16 protein-coding genes are annotated in these 16,145 nt (G+C 40.7%); 1 reads left to right on the top strand and 15 read right to left on the bottom strand.

Features of this window, described 5'->3' with window-relative positions:
* Positions 1-89: 89 nt before the first annotated feature.
* From H5187_RS08580 to rppH, 15 genes are all read right to left on the bottom strand, one after another.
* Positions 90-752, bottom strand: a complete 663-nt coding sequence (locus H5187_RS08580; RefSeq protein WP_182794689.1) for a FlgO family outer membrane protein — start codon at positions 750-752, stop codon at positions 90-92.
* Positions 753-757: 5 nt separating this feature from the next.
* On the bottom strand, positions 758-1,438 hold the full coding sequence (locus H5187_RS08575; protein WP_182761007.1) for a FlgO family outer membrane protein: 681 nt from the start codon (positions 1,436-1,438) through the stop codon (positions 758-760).
* Between the two features lie 12 nt (positions 1,439-1,450).
* On the bottom strand, positions 1,451-2,044 hold the full coding sequence (locus H5187_RS08570) for a FlgO family outer membrane protein (protein WP_145240937.1): 594 nt from the start codon (positions 2,042-2,044) through the stop codon (positions 1,451-1,453).
* Between the two features lie 51 nt (positions 2,045-2,095).
* A complete protein-coding gene (locus H5187_RS08565) occupies positions 2,096-2,761 on the bottom strand; it encodes an SPOR domain-containing protein (RefSeq protein WP_182739889.1) in 666 nt (221 codons plus the stop codon).
* A gap of 10 nt (positions 2,762-2,771) precedes the next feature.
* Complete coding sequence (locus H5187_RS08560; RefSeq protein ID WP_220493257.1) at positions 2,772-5,732, bottom strand: hypothetical protein; 2,961 nt, start codon at positions 5,730-5,732, stop codon at positions 2,772-2,774.
* Positions 5,733-5,738: 6 nt separating this feature from the next.
* Entirely contained in the window at positions 5,739-6,551 is an 813-nt protein-coding gene (locus tag H5187_RS08555; protein WP_182794688.1) for a molecular chaperone, read from the bottom strand.
* An 8-nt stretch (positions 6,552-6,559) separates the two neighbouring features.
* Positions 6,560-7,027 carry a DUF4402 domain-containing protein gene (locus H5187_RS08550; protein ID WP_182794687.1) on the bottom strand — a complete coding sequence of 156 codons (468 nt, stop codon included), beginning with the start codon at positions 7,025-7,027 and terminating at the stop codon, positions 6,560-6,562.
* 7 nt (positions 7,028-7,034) lie between these two features.
* Positions 7,035-7,628: a DUF4402 domain-containing protein gene (locus H5187_RS08545; RefSeq protein ID WP_182739892.1), complete on the bottom strand. Its 594-nt coding sequence runs from the start codon at positions 7,626-7,628 to the stop codon at positions 7,035-7,037.
* A 120-nt stretch (positions 7,629-7,748) separates the two neighbouring features.
* Positions 7,749-8,381, bottom strand: coding sequence for an SPOR domain-containing protein (locus H5187_RS08540; RefSeq protein ID WP_259398479.1), 633 nt, complete (start codon positions 8,379-8,381; stop codon positions 7,749-7,751).
* A gap of 122 nt (positions 8,382-8,503) precedes the next feature.
* Positions 8,504-9,382 (bottom strand): UTP--glucose-1-phosphate uridylyltransferase GalU, encoded by an 879-nt coding sequence (gene galU / locus H5187_RS08535; RefSeq protein WP_182797718.1) that lies wholly within the window; start codon positions 9,380-9,382, stop codon positions 8,504-8,506.
* A gap of 35 nt (positions 9,383-9,417) precedes the next feature.
* Complete coding sequence (locus tag H5187_RS08530) at positions 9,418-10,269, bottom strand: thymidylate synthase (protein WP_182718032.1); 852 nt, start codon at positions 10,267-10,269, stop codon at positions 9,418-9,420.
* A 14-nt stretch (positions 10,270-10,283) separates the two neighbouring features.
* Positions 10,284-11,087: a prolipoprotein diacylglyceryl transferase gene (lgt, locus tag H5187_RS08525; RefSeq protein WP_149981669.1), complete on the bottom strand. Its 804-nt coding sequence runs from the start codon at positions 11,085-11,087 to the stop codon at positions 10,284-10,286.
* 11 nt (positions 11,088-11,098) lie between these two features.
* Complete coding sequence (locus H5187_RS08520) at positions 11,099-11,908, bottom strand: sulfite exporter TauE/SafE family protein (RefSeq protein ID WP_182794686.1); 810 nt, start codon at positions 11,906-11,908, stop codon at positions 11,099-11,101.
* 244 nt (positions 11,909-12,152) lie between these two features.
* On the bottom strand, positions 12,153-14,426 hold the full coding sequence (gene ptsP, locus H5187_RS08515) for a phosphoenolpyruvate--protein phosphotransferase (RefSeq protein WP_182718031.1): 2,274 nt from the start codon (positions 14,424-14,426) through the stop codon (positions 12,153-12,155).
* 17 nt (positions 14,427-14,443) lie between these two features.
* Positions 14,444-14,965 (bottom strand): RNA pyrophosphohydrolase, encoded by a 522-nt coding sequence (gene rppH, locus H5187_RS08510; protein ID WP_145240920.1) that lies wholly within the window; start codon positions 14,963-14,965, stop codon positions 14,444-14,446.
* A gap of 427 nt (positions 14,966-15,392) precedes the next feature.
* Between rppH and mutH the strand changes: the two genes are divergently transcribed.
* On the top strand, positions 15,393-16,064 hold the full coding sequence (gene mutH, locus H5187_RS08505; RefSeq protein WP_149981676.1) for a DNA mismatch repair endonuclease MutH: 672 nt from the start codon (positions 15,393-15,395) through the stop codon (positions 16,062-16,064).
* Positions 16,065-16,145 lie beyond the last annotated feature (81 nt).

Genomic DNA, 16,145 nt, shown 5'->3' with positions numbered 1-16,145 from the left:
GCTGATAGCTGATAGCTGATAGCTGATAGCAAAATTATAACGGTTTATCCTATTTACAATCAAGCAGTTAAATGGATTTTATAACGATACTAGTTAATACTCGCGCGTTGTAGGTGAATATCGGCGTTGTTGAGTACGTAATAAGGCAGTATTTTGTTGCTACTGGCAACTACGCGTTTGCTGGTGATATCAATAATACGGGCATTTACTTCAACACCGTTGCTGCGGTAGATCAAGGTGCCTGATAACACATGGCTGGCGATGCGTTGATCCGCTAACTGCTCTATATCGCGTGAAAATACAAAGTCACCACGTGGGTTCATAGTTATTTGATCGGTGGTTTTAAAGTCAACAATACCATAACCAAATTTTTGCAGTTGATGAATAAAACTCTCTGATAACTGGTTGCCTAATTGGCTACTGTTATTAAGGCTGGCATCTAAATCTACAAATGAAGTAACGGCAATCGAGGTATCAAGCTCTGTTTGCATTGTGTCGACTAAGTCTAACGCCATTTGCTCTACATAATTAACCAGTGTTTTATGATGCTTGTTAGGAATAAACTGCGCACCACTATCTAATGGCTCGGCGTCGTTTAATTGTGCTTGTTGTAGTATTTGAGTAAGGTCATATCGGCTAGTCGTACTTTGTACAGGCTCAGCCGTATTATTGGTCATACTGCATGCGCTGAGAATGCTGATCATCCCCCCTACAGTTAATAACTTAGCGCTGTGGATTAGCTTACTCATCATCGGCCTCACTTACTCGCTTGTTTTAGCATTACGCCATCAGTGCGATAGCTGCTGTCGAGTGCATCAACAACGGATTGCGGAATAAACCCTTGTGCAGAGCCAACCACAGCCTTACTAGCTAAACCAATAATTCGGGCATTGACTAATACACCACCTTGGTGATTTACCATAGTGCCCGCCAGTACATAGTTAAAGTTTTGATCTTGGCTTAGCTCTAAATAATCGCGGCTAAATACAAAGTCGCCAGAGGGAGTAACACGCATGTAGTCGGTAGTTTTAAAGTCGATCACCGGTACACCAAAGCTGTGTAGCTCGTGCATAAAACTTTCGGCGATTTGATTACCTAACAATGTGCCGTCGTTGTAATCATCATCTAAAAAGATAAAGCTTGATACGGCCAGCGGCGTTTTGGTATTTACGTATTGTAAATTTTCAGCCATATCTTGCATTATGCCACGTACATAATGATTAATATTTTTACGTGTTGGGACTGTGACTTGGCTGCTATCGTTCATCACTGGAATATTGTTTTGATAAAATGTATTACTTTGCCCAGGAGCAGCAACCATTCTTTGATCACCCTCTAACTGCGCAGAGTTATCAGTTTGTGCTGTTTTGCCCGGTTCCATCATTTGCGCGCAACCAAAACCCAGTGGCAAACATAAAGTTAATATTAAGCGTTTCATGAGAGCTCCTAATTAGTATTCGCTGCGGTAAATATAACCGTCGCGCTGTTGTATTTTTTCATCGCCCCACATCACATTTATGGGGATCTCTGTACTGGCTGCAGATACAACGCGGCTATCTTGCGTATTTACCATACGGGCGTTAACTATATAGGCATGTTGTTGCCGTGTTAAGGTACCCGTGATAACAAAGTCAATATTCTGACGTTGGCGTAATTTGCTAATGTCGCGACTTAATATACCATCTGCGTTGCTGGCTAAATTAAGGTGTTTTTCAAGGCGATATTCAATAGTGTTATAGCCAAGTTGGGTAAACTGAGTAAGTAAGCTTTCTTGAATTTGCTGACTCAGCCCAGCGCCCTGCCCTTGTGCCAGCTCACTATCTAGCGCGTTGGCTAAGTAAAAGCTAGTAACGGCAATCCGTGCAGAGCTTTTAAACGGCCCTTGCACATGGCTCAATTGACTACTCAAGTCGCTCACATACTGATGCACAGTATAAGGTGCCATTGTTGCTTTTGGGGCATTGGTACTTGGTGCTGGCGGTTTTTCTTGCGTTAAACTACACGCAGTTAGACTCAGCAATAATAAACATAACAAAAGGCGCATAATTGCCATCCTCACTAAACATGGCAATAACAAAGCAAGTATTATGCCTATTTATAATTTTATTGGGTTATCGGTGTAGTGAGTCACCATGCAGTTGAGCTGTTGTAGCTTTAATTTATCACAATCAGCTTGGGCGTTTTTTTGATATTGGTATGCCCCGATTTTTAAGCGGTAATAAGTCATGCCTTTTACCTGAGCAGTTTCGACATTGGTGGTAAATTTATCTGACAATAAACTCGGTACTTTTTGTTGAATTGTTTGCCAGCTTGGAGCTAATTGCGATTGTTGAGTGACCGCAATAATTTGCAGCGCAAAAAGCGCGTTGTTAGTTATGTTTGACTGTGTTGCTATAGATTGCGCAGGCCTATCTAACGGTACTTGCTGTGATGCCAAGGCAGCAGATGAATGGCTCTTATTACCTGTGTTCTCGTCATCATTTGCTATCGCGGTTAACTGTGCTATCAATAAATTCAAATCACTTTCAATCAGTAATAATCGTTCAAGATCGGGTTTAATTGCTTGCCACTGTGCAGAGCTAGTTTGTAACTGTTGTAACTCTTGTTGCGTGATCTGTACATAGGTTTCATGATTAGTTTCAGCTGTGCTGCTGGTACTTTTTTGCGCGCTATCCGTCGTGCTGGTACAGCCAGATAATATAATTAAACTCATTATTAATACGGCTGATTGCATTACACTAAACGATTGTTTGATATTCATTGCTATTCCTTTAATGAAGTATTGTTCGTTGTTCGATATCACACTTCAATCTTTGTTTTATTAATGACTGACAAAGATCCGTAAATTCAGGCTGTACTTGCTTAGCGTATGCTAAGGCGAGTATGTACTTACTTTGCTGTTGATCATGAATATAAAACACGTCTTGCTGTTGTAATTTTAAGCGTGGGCTTATCAAACGTAAGTATGCCTTTAACATCATTAACGATGAAAAATTCCCCGCATTAACAATAGTCCCCGACACTTCTTCGAGTGATTTTAAAGTAAAATCAACCCCAACCAACACATCCCCTTTTGCTGATAAATCAACTGTTACTTGCTGGGTGTTTTTTAATGCTTTACGTTCTTTAAAGCTATCGTCAACCACAGCCCGATACTGCCCTGGCCGTAGGTCGGTAAACAAATAATAGCCATCATAAGCCGCTTGGGTGTTGGCAACTTCTTTATCGTTTTGATCTAACAAGGTTATTTTTGCATAAGGCTGCACATAAGTGTGATCGCCTTGCTGCTGATACACCACCCCTTCAATTTCGCTGGCGTTATTTAGCGGGTAATCCATGTATTCAATAAATCCTGCTCTTGGCGTGATTGAAAAGCCCTCATTGGCAGGCACAAAAAACGGATCGGGGAAGCTGTCTCTATCGAGCACAATATCTGTGGTGCGATTAGCTGGCATTGAGGTTAACAATGCAATGCCATTTTCATCGGTTATTGCTTGGCGATAATTTTGCAGCCCTTTTACTTTTATACCTGCAACACCTTGCTCGTCAGGATCCATAATGCCGTTGTTATTTTGATCTAAAAATACCCGTAACATTAATGTACCTGTCGTTGTTAAGCTTTGCTTAGACACAAAATAGTGATTGTTTTGTGTGTCATAACCAAGGCTGAATCGGCTATATACGCCAAGCTGCCAGTTATCTTCACTGTCGTAGTTTAGATTACTAGTGAGACTAAACTTATTGCTTTGCCAACTTAAGCCTAAATCAGCCGATTGAATATCATTAATACGAGAATCACGTAAGGTGACTTCTGCTTGCAGTTGACTGGTAATACTACGGTTAAACTCTGCCTCGTAGCTGGTGACTTCATTGATAGGAGATAATGTGTAATCAACACTAAAACGGCTATAAATACGACCCAAACGCCCTTGCAAACGTGTTGAGCCATACACTGATTCAACATTATTACTTTGTTGCCATTGTAATTGGTTGCTCAAAGCTAGGCCTGCAATCGCATAATTCAAACGGTTCTGTGCTTGCTTATAGATGCCTCGGTTATCTGATGTTTGATACAATAAATTGTTTTGGTAGTTTAGCCGCCCGTAACTGTTTTGCATCAACTCGCCTGCCATATCAAACTGATAGCTGTCGTATTTTTGTTTTAATTCATCGGTTCGATTCGTTGCGCTAAAAAGTAAAGATTGATCAGCAAATTGCGTGCGTGCTGTAAGTTCAAGCTCTTGTTCATGTTGATTATTTTTCTGGTAATCTAAGTTTAATAGCAGAGCGCTAGATAAGCTAAGGTTAGTCCCCAGTGACATGTGTTGTAGGTCGTCATGTGTTCTTTTTTGTGCCAATGCAGCGGTATATATCGAGAAGTCGTCTGTAATACCTTGCTCGTAGCGCCCTGCTATTTGCCAGCCCGTGCTGTCATTATTGAAGGCTGTATTGCCAAGCAATTTTTTACCCTGCTCAGAGACTGATAGTTCATAAAATCCTTCACCTTGTGCTAATTGGTTACTATCGATAAAATAATATTCGCTTTTTCGCTCGACCTGCCCTTGAGGACCATAAAAAATAAGCTCGAAGTTGTTCTCACCATAAAACAAATCAACATTATCAAAAATATAACGACCATCTGATAAGCTTAATTGCTGCGCAATCAATACGCCGTTACGATAAAGCTCAACGTCCCAGCCTAACTGAATCGGACCACTTAAATTAATACGGTTACTATCAAATTGTTGAGTCAGTCCGCGGTTTGAAAACTTAATACCACGACCATACTGACTGTTGTAACGGCTGCCAACTTGTGTGGCCGTTACATCACCAAACTCAACTTCACTGGCTGCTAACACTCCCAGTAATGAGCTTTGCGGGTCTTGCTTAGTAAATGTTAAACGCGAATCGCTGAGTAAATCGCCCTCGCGACCAGATAAAAAGTATTCGGCAGATAAATAAGCAAAGTCTTGTGCACCTAATAATGAGTAACTTGTTCTATTTTGATTTTTATCAGCACTGTAGTTTAATTGTAAATCAGCAACAGGTGATGAAAGCGCTTGATACGGGCTGGCTTTCCAAGGCAAGGTGGGCTTGGCATTACGATTCGAGGGGTTAAGCCTTCTACCATGGCGTTCTCGCTGTTGTTCAATTGGTAATAAGATGGCCGAACTTAACTCTATTTCTAAATCACCATAATCGACTGTAAATTGCAGCCCAAAAACCTCTTTTAACTGCGCCATTTCAATATACATGTCATCATCAATGCTAATATCAGCAGCCGTTAGTTCAAGCATACCTGCGTCAGTTATCAGTGTTGCAGGCAGGGTGCTGGCATCTAAAATGAAAGGCTGTTGATCTCGATACCAGCCTTGAGCAGAACGAGTTACAAGATCAACATCTATTCCAAATTGCAATATATCAGCTAGGCTACTAAGGCCAAGTTGAATACCCTGATCACTTTTTAAAGCGAACACTTCGCCTAAGTAGTAATCATTTAAAGACAACGAAAATAATAAAAACTCACCGCTTGCGATCCGCGGTTGGTTTGACGCAACAGGGCTGTTAACGCTAGGCTGAGAAGCTGTTGGTAAGTCGGTTAATTTAGCTTCAATCTTGCGAAGTGTTTTTAATGCATCATTCACAGTTACGTTATTAGTCGCGAATGCATTGTTACTAAGGCATAAACTTAGCCATAGTGTAATGCACTTTAGCCCTGTATTCTTGGTCATGAAGAGTTAAAGTTGCAGCATTTTTGGACTAATCGCTAAAGCATACTCGGCAAAATTTATGTCTTGATATTCATCTGCACCGATATATTTAAAAATAACAGTACCAGGCTTATCTAGGGTTTTATCACTAAATAAACTCAACATTACCTCGGCATTTTTTACATCCGAGTAAATACTTAAATTGCCAATTTCAGCGATAGCTTCCAGCTTAGCATTAGCATTTTGTTGATAAAACGCGGTTAATTTACCATAACTGCTAAAGTGAGTTTCACGATTGAGTTTTAATTTAAATTGTAGTCGTTGGTTGCCCTGGTTTTTAATCACTTGCGCTTGCTCAATGAGTACTTTTGGTACTTCAGCATGTTCACGAAGGATGACTGGAATACTGTAGCTCATGATCATATTAATTTTTATTGAACTCGTACTATTTGGGTTTTCATTTGGCAACGCCTGAAATAATAAATGCGAACGATATTCACCATCTGCTAACTGTTTTGGTTTTCGAATTGCAATTTTAACGGTTTGCTTTTCACCAGGCGCCAAACGCATTTGCTTTGGTGATAAGCGCGTCATCGGGCTTAAACTTGTCGCCGTCGGCTCAAGTAAGGTTACATACCCTCCGGTTGATGTGGATTGCTTTTCGCTCCACTGCACTCGGTAAGTTTTGTACTCGTGACTGGTGTTGATCACTGTGACCTTTGCAGTACGTTGACGCTCGTCAAAACTAATACGAGTAGGAGAAATAAGTAAATTCGCCATTACCGCCTGGCTAAAAAAACAAAAGCTTAAAAGCAGTATCACGGTTAATTTATTAAACATTTAAATCCTTAATAATCCACTGAAATTTCTAAGTTTGTGGTTGTTGAATAGTCGCCGTCAACATATTGTTTGCCGCTTGTATTTATTTCTAATTTACCACCAATAAATACATGCACTTCGCTAAACTCATCGCTTGTTGCGTCTTTAGGAAAGCCATTTAAGGTCACTCTAAAGTCGGCACTACTACTTCCTTTAGTATTGTGTTGCATAGTTGCAGGAGCCACTAAATTCATGGAAACTCGAGTGCCAGGGGGGATGTCAGTGAGTATCAGCTCAGCTGGGCGACCATCTTTAAGGATATAGATTTCGCCAGAGGTGCTAATCGAACCATCATCCTTGATAATTACAGAACCTATTTGATCACTTTTAAGAATAACTAAGGTGCCAAAATCAAGCGCTTGTTGCTCTATACTCGCGGCTCTTGTTGACTGTGAATACAGTATTGAAAGCATCGCAAATAACAACAAAAAACGCATGATTAAATTAATAAGCAACTTCTAATTGAAAAGTGCCTGTATACTCAGTATCTCGGTACGCTTCGCTAGAAATTGTTGATGCTGTAGAAAGAGTTGCACCAATATTAAACGATACACTGCCATCACCGTCAGCAGTTAAATTAGGCGTCACTGATGAATAATAAGCGTTTGCATTTGGACCGCTAGTGATAAAGTATGTCCAAGTACCAACCGTAAAGTTTGGCTCATTCAAACCTTGGCCATTAGAGCTCAGGGTTGTTGCTGTTGGGTTAGTAATTGATAAACGAGCATTTGGCACTACTTCCGATACTGTAAAAGATGCAGGCGAACCTTGCTCTATTATTGAAATAATCGCAGGTGCGTTATCAGTTCTAGACGATACAGGACTTGCTGTAGGCTCAGGGTTTATAACCAATGTAGCTTGGTTAACACCGTCTGGATCTGCAACCGCTCGAATTGTACCAAAATCTAAGTCATTTCCTTTGGTTAAAACGACAGTATTTTGCACTTTAACTTTCGCATCAAAGCTTTCGGTTGTTGCATAAGTCGCGAATGAGCTTGCTGTAACTGCTGCTGCCAGAAGAGTTAAAGATAATTTCATATTAAATCCTTATAAGTGATGGGACATTACCCTATGTTGCCCCTATCTTAGATATTATCGACACTCAGAACAATTACTTTAAGCTTAATTACTGAAAAATCAGAAAAATAGCTTATTTAATTACAAAGGCTGACCAACAAATGGGGCACTCAGGCATTTTTGGCCTAAATTTTGTGCTAATGAACAAAATAGATTGGCCTCGGTATAATTTTGAAATGGCCCAACTCGTAACCCATACAAGGTAACGCCTTTATTGTGACGCTCTGTCATTACAAAATCTAATTGGCTAAATGCCTGCGGATATTGTTGCTGCAACCTTGCTATTTGCGTTCTCACTCTTTGCGGTTTTAAATACAGCCCAAGTTGCGCGCCTGGCAGTGAGTTGCCATACAGTGGCAGAGGGCGGTTTTCGATAGTTTTTGAGGAGTTAGCAGTATCAGGGATCTGTATTTTTTCAGCATAATGAGCCACCGTAACATTATCTTCGCGAAGCACCGCTGGGTTTTCTGCAATATCAGTTTGAGAGGAAAGTGCCATTATTAATAGTTGCAAGTCTTCCTCCATCGCAGCTAAACGAGTAATACTCTCTTGTTGCGAGTGCCATTGCTGAACATACTCTTTGACTTGTTGATCAGAAATTAATGCAGGCTGCTGTTCCACCGGGTTAGCATTAATACTACTGCACCCACTAAGCCAGACAGTTGCTGTAACCAACACTGTGGTATACCAAGCTTGCTTTTTAAAACACATCATCTGTTAGCATCACAAAATAAATAATGCCATATTATAAGCAAAGTCAGTGCCAGTTTCAGGATTTTTAAGCAATAAAAAAGTGCCACTAAGGCACTTTTATAAGTTAGGCTCAATAAATGAGCTTAAACTAAGGTTTTAATAAAATCACTTAGCTCATCTTTAAATTCATCACGACGCAGTGCAAATTCAATAGTGGCTTTTAAATAGCCCAACTTACTACCGCAATCATGACTACGCCCTTTTATCGCATAAGCAGCAACAGATTCTTTTTCCATTAGCATCGCAATTGCATCTGTTAACTGAATTTCGTCGCCGGCGCCTGCGGGAGTTTTTGCAAGTAATGGCCAAATATTTTTACTTAGCACATAACGACCTACCACAGCCAAATTTGATGGTGCGCTATGCACAGGAGGTTTTTCAACCATATTAAGGATCGCTGCGCTTTGCCCTTGTTCAAGCTTTACGTCGCCTAAATCGACCACACCAAACTTATCAACATCCTGCATAGGCACAGGCTCAACCATTATTTGGCTCTCACCGTTTGTATTAAAGCGAGTAATCATTTCAGCTAAATTATCTTTTTTAAGATTACTTTCAACATCATCTATGATCACATCAGGTAAAATAACCACAAACGGTTCGTTACCAATAATTGGCGCTGCACAGTTGATTGCGTGCCCTAAGCCTTTTGCTTCACCTTGGCGAACGTGAATAATTGTCACATCTTTAGGGCAAATAGCTTGTACTTCAGCAAGTAACTGACGCTTTACCCGCTTCTCTAGCGTTGCTTCTAGCTCAAAACTGGTATCAAAATGGTTTTCAATCGAGTTTTTACTCGAGTGAGTCACTAATACAATTTCTTTAATACCCGCAGCAACCGTTTCATTAACTACATATTGAATCAAGGGTTTATCTACAACAGGTAACATCTCTTTTGGAATAGCTTTAGTAGCTGGCAACATACGGGTGCCAAGTCCTGCGACTGGGATCACTGCTTTCATTATTCTCTCCTTAAAACTATGATGCTTATTAATTGTTACACTGAAAACGGGTATTTAATTGCTTCATGGCATTGATAGCCATTTACCTCAAAGTCATCACGGGTGACCCACGTTTCGATATCTTCGAGTGATTTAATATTTGGATTAATCGTCAACGTCGGTGATGCAAATGGCTCACGCTGTAACTGCACATCACGCATTAATTCCAGTTGGTTCTCATAAATATGGGCATTAACGATTTTATGGTATGCCTTACCTGCTTTGTGGCCAGTGATCTGCGCGACCAGTGCAAGCAATACAAAACATTGAATTTGATTGAAATTCAAACCAAGTGGCACATCACAGCTGCGCTGATACGAGGTTAAATAAAGCGTATCGCCAAGAAGCGAAAAAGTATGCGTGTGCATACATGGGCGCAAACACCCTAACTCAAACTCACCCGGATTATAAAAAGTGATGATCTCGCCTCTGTCATCTACACCATTTTTAAGATTATCAATGACCTTTTTTAGCTGATCTAACGGTGTGCCATCAGGGCGTCGCCAATCACGAGCTTGTACGCCATATACACGGCCCATATCATCTTCACCTTTACGGTTCGGATTATTTAACCATGCTTGGTTTTCATTAGCGTTAGCATCCCAAGTCATACAACCTATGTCGCGAAATTGCGCAGCACTGCTATAACCACGTAAATAACCCAACAGCTCTGCGATGGCCGCTTTATAATAACTTTTACGGGTGGTGATCATTGGGAACTTGTTGTTCGCAACGTCGTATTCAAGCTCCGCATTAATGACTGTTAAACAACGCGTTCCTGTACGTTTATTCTCAACCCAGATACCTTCATCAACAATGCGCTGACATAACTCTAAATATTGTTTCATTATTCGCTTCTTTTTTATGCTTTACTGGCAACAGCAGGCTGTGGCTTTTTGTATGCCCATATTATCAAACCAAGACCAGCAATGACCATTGGCAATGACAATATTTGACCCATTGATATAAAATCAGCAAACAATCCTAGTTGTGCATCTGGTTCGCGCACATATTCAACGCAGAATCTAAATACCCCATAGCATAGTAAAAATAATCCGCCGACACTACCCGCTGGACGTGGCTTTTTAGTAAACACATACAAAATAATAAACAGCACGAAACCTTCTAAAAAGGCTTCATACAACTGTGAAGGATGACGCGCCAATGGCCCACCATTTGGGAATACCATAGCCCAAGGCACATCGGTAGTTCTGCCCCATAATTCGCCGTTAATAAAGTTACCAATACGTCCAGCTAAAAGACCAACCGGCACTAGCGGTGCAACAAAATCACCCACTGCAAGTAACTGTTTTTTACGTGTCCAGGCAAACACACAAATAGCGGTTATCACCCCTAAAGTGCCACCGTGGAAAGACATACCACCTTGATCGATTCTAAATAAATACAGTGGATTTTCTAAAAAGTAACTAAATTGATAAAACAGTACATAGCCAATCCGACCACCCAGAATAACCCCTAACATACCGTAGAACAGTAAATCACTGACCTCTTCTTTCGTCCAACCCGAGCCTGGTTTAGTTGCTTGCCTATTTGCCCACCACATCGCAAAAGCAAAACCAATTAAATACATTAAACCGTACCAACGTACGCTAAGAGGACCGACAGTGAAAATGATCGGATCGATCTCTGGAAATTCAAGAGCCATAAAATTAAACCTTAACTAAAAACCATTTGAAGCGCGATGATAATCAGTAACACCGCGAACACTTTTTTTATCGTTGAAACGGGTAAATAATGCGTTGCTTTGGCTCCTATTGGTGCCATAAACCACGAGGTTATTACTATACCTAATAATGCCGGTAAATACACAAAACCTGCAAAGCCATGTTGTAAATCGGTTACTTGCCAACCGGCGCTGATATATCCCACAGAGCCAAATAGCGCAATCACAATGCCACATGCTGCCGCGCAGCCTATGGCTTTTTTAATATCAACTGAAAAATAGTGCAGTAGCGGCACAATCAATGCGCCGCCACCAATACCAATCAAACCTGATAATCCGCCCATCACTGCGCTAATAGCGCCAATAACTGGGCCACTTGGCATAGGTTTGACCGCGACAGGCTTATTACGAGCAGACAACACCATACGAGCAGCAATAAACACCACACTAACAGCAAAAACGATGCGTAATAACTGTTCTGGAATTAAACTCGCGGCAAAACCACTGATCAGAGCACCAAGTCCAACGCCAGACATAACCCAAGGCGCAATTTCCCATGGCACATTTTGATTTTTATGGTGTGCTAATGCAGATGACGTTGAAGTGAATAAAATAGAGGCAAGCGAGGTAGCAATCGCAATAACCAGTACATGATCAACCGCAACAACATTAAAATGCACTAATAATGAACTCAGTACTGGCACAATAATTAATCCACCGCCAATGCCTAATAACCCAGCTAAAAAACCAACCACACAACCTAATAGCGCGCAGCTGATAATCAGGATAACTAAATCATGCATCGTACACTCTTATAAAATTGGATTTATTATATGCATATACTAATCGATTATATCGAATCTTTACAGCACTCGTTTTGGTAATACCAATCGTGTTAAGTTATTAGCCATTTATAGCGACAGATAAATAGAGTGATAACAAGGCATAAATTTCGACATGTAGTTGTTCTACTTGAGAAATTTATAACGCAGTTAGCGCTTTATTTGGCACGCTAGAATGGTTAAATATTTAAGTCGATTGGTATAACTAAGAAGCCTGATTTGGGGTATAAAATAATTCACCAAGTTGATGCTCAATCATAAAATTACGCGTTAACCTAAGTACTTGTTTTGCAGTAGATTGTGCTAAACACTCCGCCAGTAATGTTTCCATATCGCTGGCTTTTAAACGTCTTAATACCCATTTAACTTTACTTAATGATGAGTAGTTCATACTCAAGCGACGATACCCCATCGCAATCAGCAGTATTGCACCTTCAGGATCGCCACCTAATTCACCACATAAACTAAAGGACATCTCATATTGCTGACACTCTTTCGCAACTTTTTGCAGTACTCTTAATACCGCTGGATGATAGGGATTAAATAAATCAGCAACACGCGCATTCGAACGATCGACGGCAAGTAAGTATTGCGTCAAATCGTTACTACCTACAGAACAAAAATCTACTTTCTTAGACCATTCAGGGAGCATAAATACACTTGAAGGGACTTCTAACATTACGCCAATCTCTGGGCGTTCAATGGCTTGCTCTGGGTATTTTTCTTCCAGTTCAAAATAGGCTTGCTCTAACAATGCTAAAGATTCATCAACCTCTTCGGTACCGCTTATCATTGGCAGCATAATTTTTAAATTACCTAAACCAATGTTTGCTTTAACCATGGCTTTGAGCTGGTCTAAAAAGATCTCTGGGTGGTCCAATGTGACACGAATACCCCGCCAGCCTAAAAATGGGTTTTCTTCTGTAATATCAAAGTAATCAAGTGCTTTATCACCACCAATATCAAGCGTACGCATCACTACAGGTTCTGGATGATAACTGGCTAATACTTCGCGATACCAATTCTCTTGTTCTATTTGTGATGGAAACTGGCCTTTTTGCATAAACCAGGCTTCAGTTCGGTATAAGCCAACGCCATCACAGACTTTGGTGTTAGCTTTTTCAGTATTGAGTTCCAAACCAGCATTGAGCAACAAACTAATATGCTCGCCATCTAATGTCACTGCATCGCATTCTTGCTCAGCCACAAACTTGTCGTTTAATAGACTTTCTTGGTGCTGTAATTGTAAATATTCATCTTGTAGCATTTGCGAAGGCGAAATATATAATCGCCCTGCGTATGCATCTAAAATCATTGGTTTACCATCAAACTGCAATAGCGGTAAATCTTCAATACCCCAAATTGCAGGGATCCCCATAGCACGGGTTAAAATTGACGCATGACTATTTGCCGCACCGTTAACACTTACTACGCCAACTAAATGGCCTTTAGGCACTTCTGCAAGCATGGCTGGGGTTAAAGTATTAGCGATCAGTACTGTATCTTTAGGATAACTTTTTACGGCGTGTTCAGTATTGACGAGATGATGCAGTACGCGCAGGCCGATATCTTTAACATCAACCGCACGCTCTTTGATATAGGGATCCTGCATTGCATTGAATTGCGAGATCAATCGTTCGATCACAATTTTCAATGCACTTTTTGCACACCAGCCTTCTTGCAGTTGTGCTTCAACATTCTGCCCTAAACTTTTTGCATCCAGTAGTTGCTGATACACCTCAAACACTGCCAACGCTTCTTTAGGGATAGAATCGCTAAGAGTCATCGACAAGGTGTTAAATTCTTTGCGGGTTGCAGCAACAGCTTGAGTAAATAAGCGGCGTTGCTCAGTACAGTTATCGTCTTTTTTTAATTCTATCGATTTAAAGTCAAGTTTCGGCAGAATAACAAACGCCTGCCCTATCGCAATTCCTGGCGCGCTAGAAACCCCTTTTAGCACCGAGGTCTGATGAGAAAACTCATCTTGGCGTAGTACTTCTTTGATTTCTGCATGGGCTAATTGCGACGCTAGTTGCGCAGATAACGTAATTAAAAAGGACTCTTCATCTTGACTAAATACACGGGCAATTTTCTGTTGTACAACAATAACGCCCAGCACTTTTTTTTGATGAACTACAGGCACAGACAAAAATGCGTTGAAGCCTTCTTCATTCACTTCAGGAGAGAGTTTAAAACGCGGGTGAGACTTGGCAAAGGCAATATTAATAGGTTCTTCTCGTTGTGCTACTAAGCCAACTAAACCTTCGGTAAAACCGATTCTAAACTTACCCACGGCTGCGGGATTAAGCCCTCTGGTTGCCATTAATACAAAATTATCTTGACTGTAATCAGCAAAATAAATGGAGCAGCACTCAGTTTTCATGGCATCTTTCACCATTTCAACAAAACATGCTAGCGCACTATCCAAACTCGCTTGTTGCGAAACGGACTCTGCAATAGCTCTGAGTGTAGCCAGCATAATACTGCTCCTTTATATTATTTACCTTTATGGCGCCACGTATCTTTGGACTGTTCACGTTTATTAAAAGGCATCGCAAAGGGTGCGAATTCTTTCATAACACGGCGATAAACATCGCGTTTAAACGATACAACTTGCCTTACCGGATACCAATAACTTACCCACCGCCAATCATCAAATTCCGGATGATGTGTTTTTAGTAAGTTGACGTCTTCGTCTTTACAACGCAGTTTCAATAAAAACCATTTTTGCTTTTGCCCAATACACACCGGACTGGAGTCTCGGCGGATCAAACGCTTGGGCAATTTATAACGTAACCAATGTTTTGAACTTGCGACAATTTCTACATCTTCAGGGCGCAAGCCGACTTCTTCGTGTAATTCACGAAACATGGTCTGCTCTGCTGTTTCGCCACTATCAACACCACCTTGAGGAAACTGCCAAGAATGCTGACCATAACGTCTGGCCCAAAAGACCTGTCCCTGATTATTGCAAATTACAATTCCGACATTGGCACGAAAACCTTCGGCATCAATCACCTTAGTGCCTCATTTGTAAGTCGATTTTTAATGATTGTTCCACATTACCTGCAATACGGCAAACAATATTCAGAGTTTTACGCATCTTACTCACAGCTTGTGCATAACTTTAGTTTATACAGCTCATTTTGCAAACAAATCCACAATAACAGATCCAATAACTTGCCTTTTCCACAGTTTCTGTGGATAACATTGTTCATAGTTATGTATTTATCCCAACAAGTTTTCAACACAGCTTAAAGGCTTTACAAATTCAACAGTTAAAAACCATTAAATTCAATACATTAAGCTTAAAGTCAGCAAGTTTCACCTTGTCTAAAAACACAGCGAACTATCACTGGACAAAAAACACCCAAACGCAAAGATATCCACGGTTAAACTCTTTTGCTATCATGAGTAGTGAATTTATACAACCAAATAACTCGCTATGAAACCGATAAAACCACATTCAATCAATGAATTAATGCAACGTGTTAGCAACATTGCAGGACTGACATTAGGCCAATTAGCAAGTCATTATCAGTTTAAAACACCTGAGCATTTATTAAAGGAGAAAGGCTGGACGGGGCAATTGATTGAATATGCATTAGGTGCTACAGCAGGTTCCAAACCTACCCCTGATTTTGAAGAGCTCGGGATTGAACTTAAAACGCTACCAATCTCATATAAAGGCAAACCATTAGAGACCACTTTTGTGTCTGTGACACCGTTATTGAATGTCACAGGTATGACATGGCAGCAAAGTAATGTGCGTAAAAAACTCAATCATGTCTTGTGGCTACCCATACTAGGCGAGCGCGACATTGTGCCATTTGATAGAACCATTGGTAGTGGCTTTTTATGGCAACCCTCAGCAGAGCAAGATGCGCAGTTACAGCGAGACTGGGAAGAACAAATGGAGCTGATAGCACTGGGACGTGTTGATGAGATCTCAGGGCATTTAGGGGATGCGATGCAAATTCGCCCAAAAGCAGCTAATAGCAGAATAGTCACCGATGCCATCGGTCCAAACGGGCAAATTATTAAAACCCTACCCCGAGGTTTTTATTTAAAAACCAGCTTTACAGGGCAGATTTTGAAGCAGCAATTTCAGCTTTAACGCCTAAAAATGCGCGAGATAAACTCGCGCCTACAAGGCACTTAAATAAAAATCCCCGCATTTGCGAGGATTTTTCAAAAG

Source organism: Pseudoalteromonas sp. SG44-1, assembly GCF_014164315.1.
GTDB lineage: Bacteria > Pseudomonadota > Gammaproteobacteria > Enterobacterales > Alteromonadaceae > Pseudoalteromonas > Pseudoalteromonas rhizosphaerae.
Note: the sequence above shows the minus strand (reverse complement) of the source record. Positions and strands in the feature narration are given on the sequence as shown.

Bases quoted from the DNA above. Each gene is read 5' to 3' on its own strand.
- H5187_RS08580 (WP_182794689.1), bottom strand. From the start codon at position 752: ATGATGAGTAAGCTAATCCACAGCGCTAAGTTATTAACTGTAGGGGGG.
- H5187_RS08575 (WP_182761007.1), bottom strand. From the start codon at position 1,438: ATGAAACGCTTAATATTAACTTTATGTTTGCCACTGGGTTTTGGTTGC.
- H5187_RS08570 (WP_145240937.1), bottom strand. From the start codon at position 2,044: ATGCGCCTTTTGTTATGTTTATTATTGCTGAGTCTAACTGCGTGTAGT.
- H5187_RS08550 (WP_182794687.1), bottom strand. From the start codon at position 7,027: ATGCGTTTTTTGTTGTTATTTGCGATGCTTTCAATACTGTATTCACAG.
- H5187_RS08545 (WP_182739892.1), bottom strand. From the start codon at position 7,628: ATGAAATTATCTTTAACTCTTCTGGCAGCAGCAGTTACAGCAAGCTCA.
- H5187_RS08560 (WP_220493257.1), bottom strand. From the start codon at position 5,732: ATGACCAAGAATACAGGGCTAAAGTGCATTACACTATGGCTAAGTTTA.
- galU (WP_182797718.1), bottom strand. From the start codon at position 9,382: ATGAAAGCAGTGATCCCAGTCGCAGGACTTGGCACCCGTATGTTGCCA.
- H5187_RS08520 (WP_182794686.1), bottom strand. From the start codon at position 11,908: ATGCATGATTTAGTTATCCTGATTATCAGCTGCGCGCTATTAGGTTGT.
- ptsP (WP_182718031.1), bottom strand. From the start codon at position 14,426: ATGCTGGCTACACTCAGAGCTATTGCAGAGTCCGTTTCGCAACAAGCG.
- H5187_RS08565 (WP_182739889.1), bottom strand. From the start codon at position 2,761: ATGAATATCAAACAATCGTTTAGTGTAATGCAATCAGCCGTATTAATA.
- H5187_RS08530 (WP_182718032.1), bottom strand. From the start codon at position 10,269: ATGAAACAATATTTAGAGTTATGTCAGCGCATTGTTGATGAAGGTATC.
- H5187_RS08555 (WP_182794688.1), bottom strand. From the start codon at position 6,551: ATGTTTAATAAATTAACCGTGATACTGCTTTTAAGCTTTTGTTTTTTT.
- mutH (WP_149981676.1), top strand. From the start codon at position 15,393: ATGAAACCGATAAAACCACATTCAATCAATGAATTAATGCAACGTGTT.
- H5187_RS08540 (WP_259398479.1), bottom strand. From the start codon at position 8,381: ATGATGTGTTTTAAAAAGCAAGCTTGGTATACCACAGTGTTGGTTACA.
- lgt (WP_149981669.1), bottom strand. From the start codon at position 11,087: ATGGCTCTTGAATTTCCAGAGATCGATCCGATCATTTTCACTGTCGGT.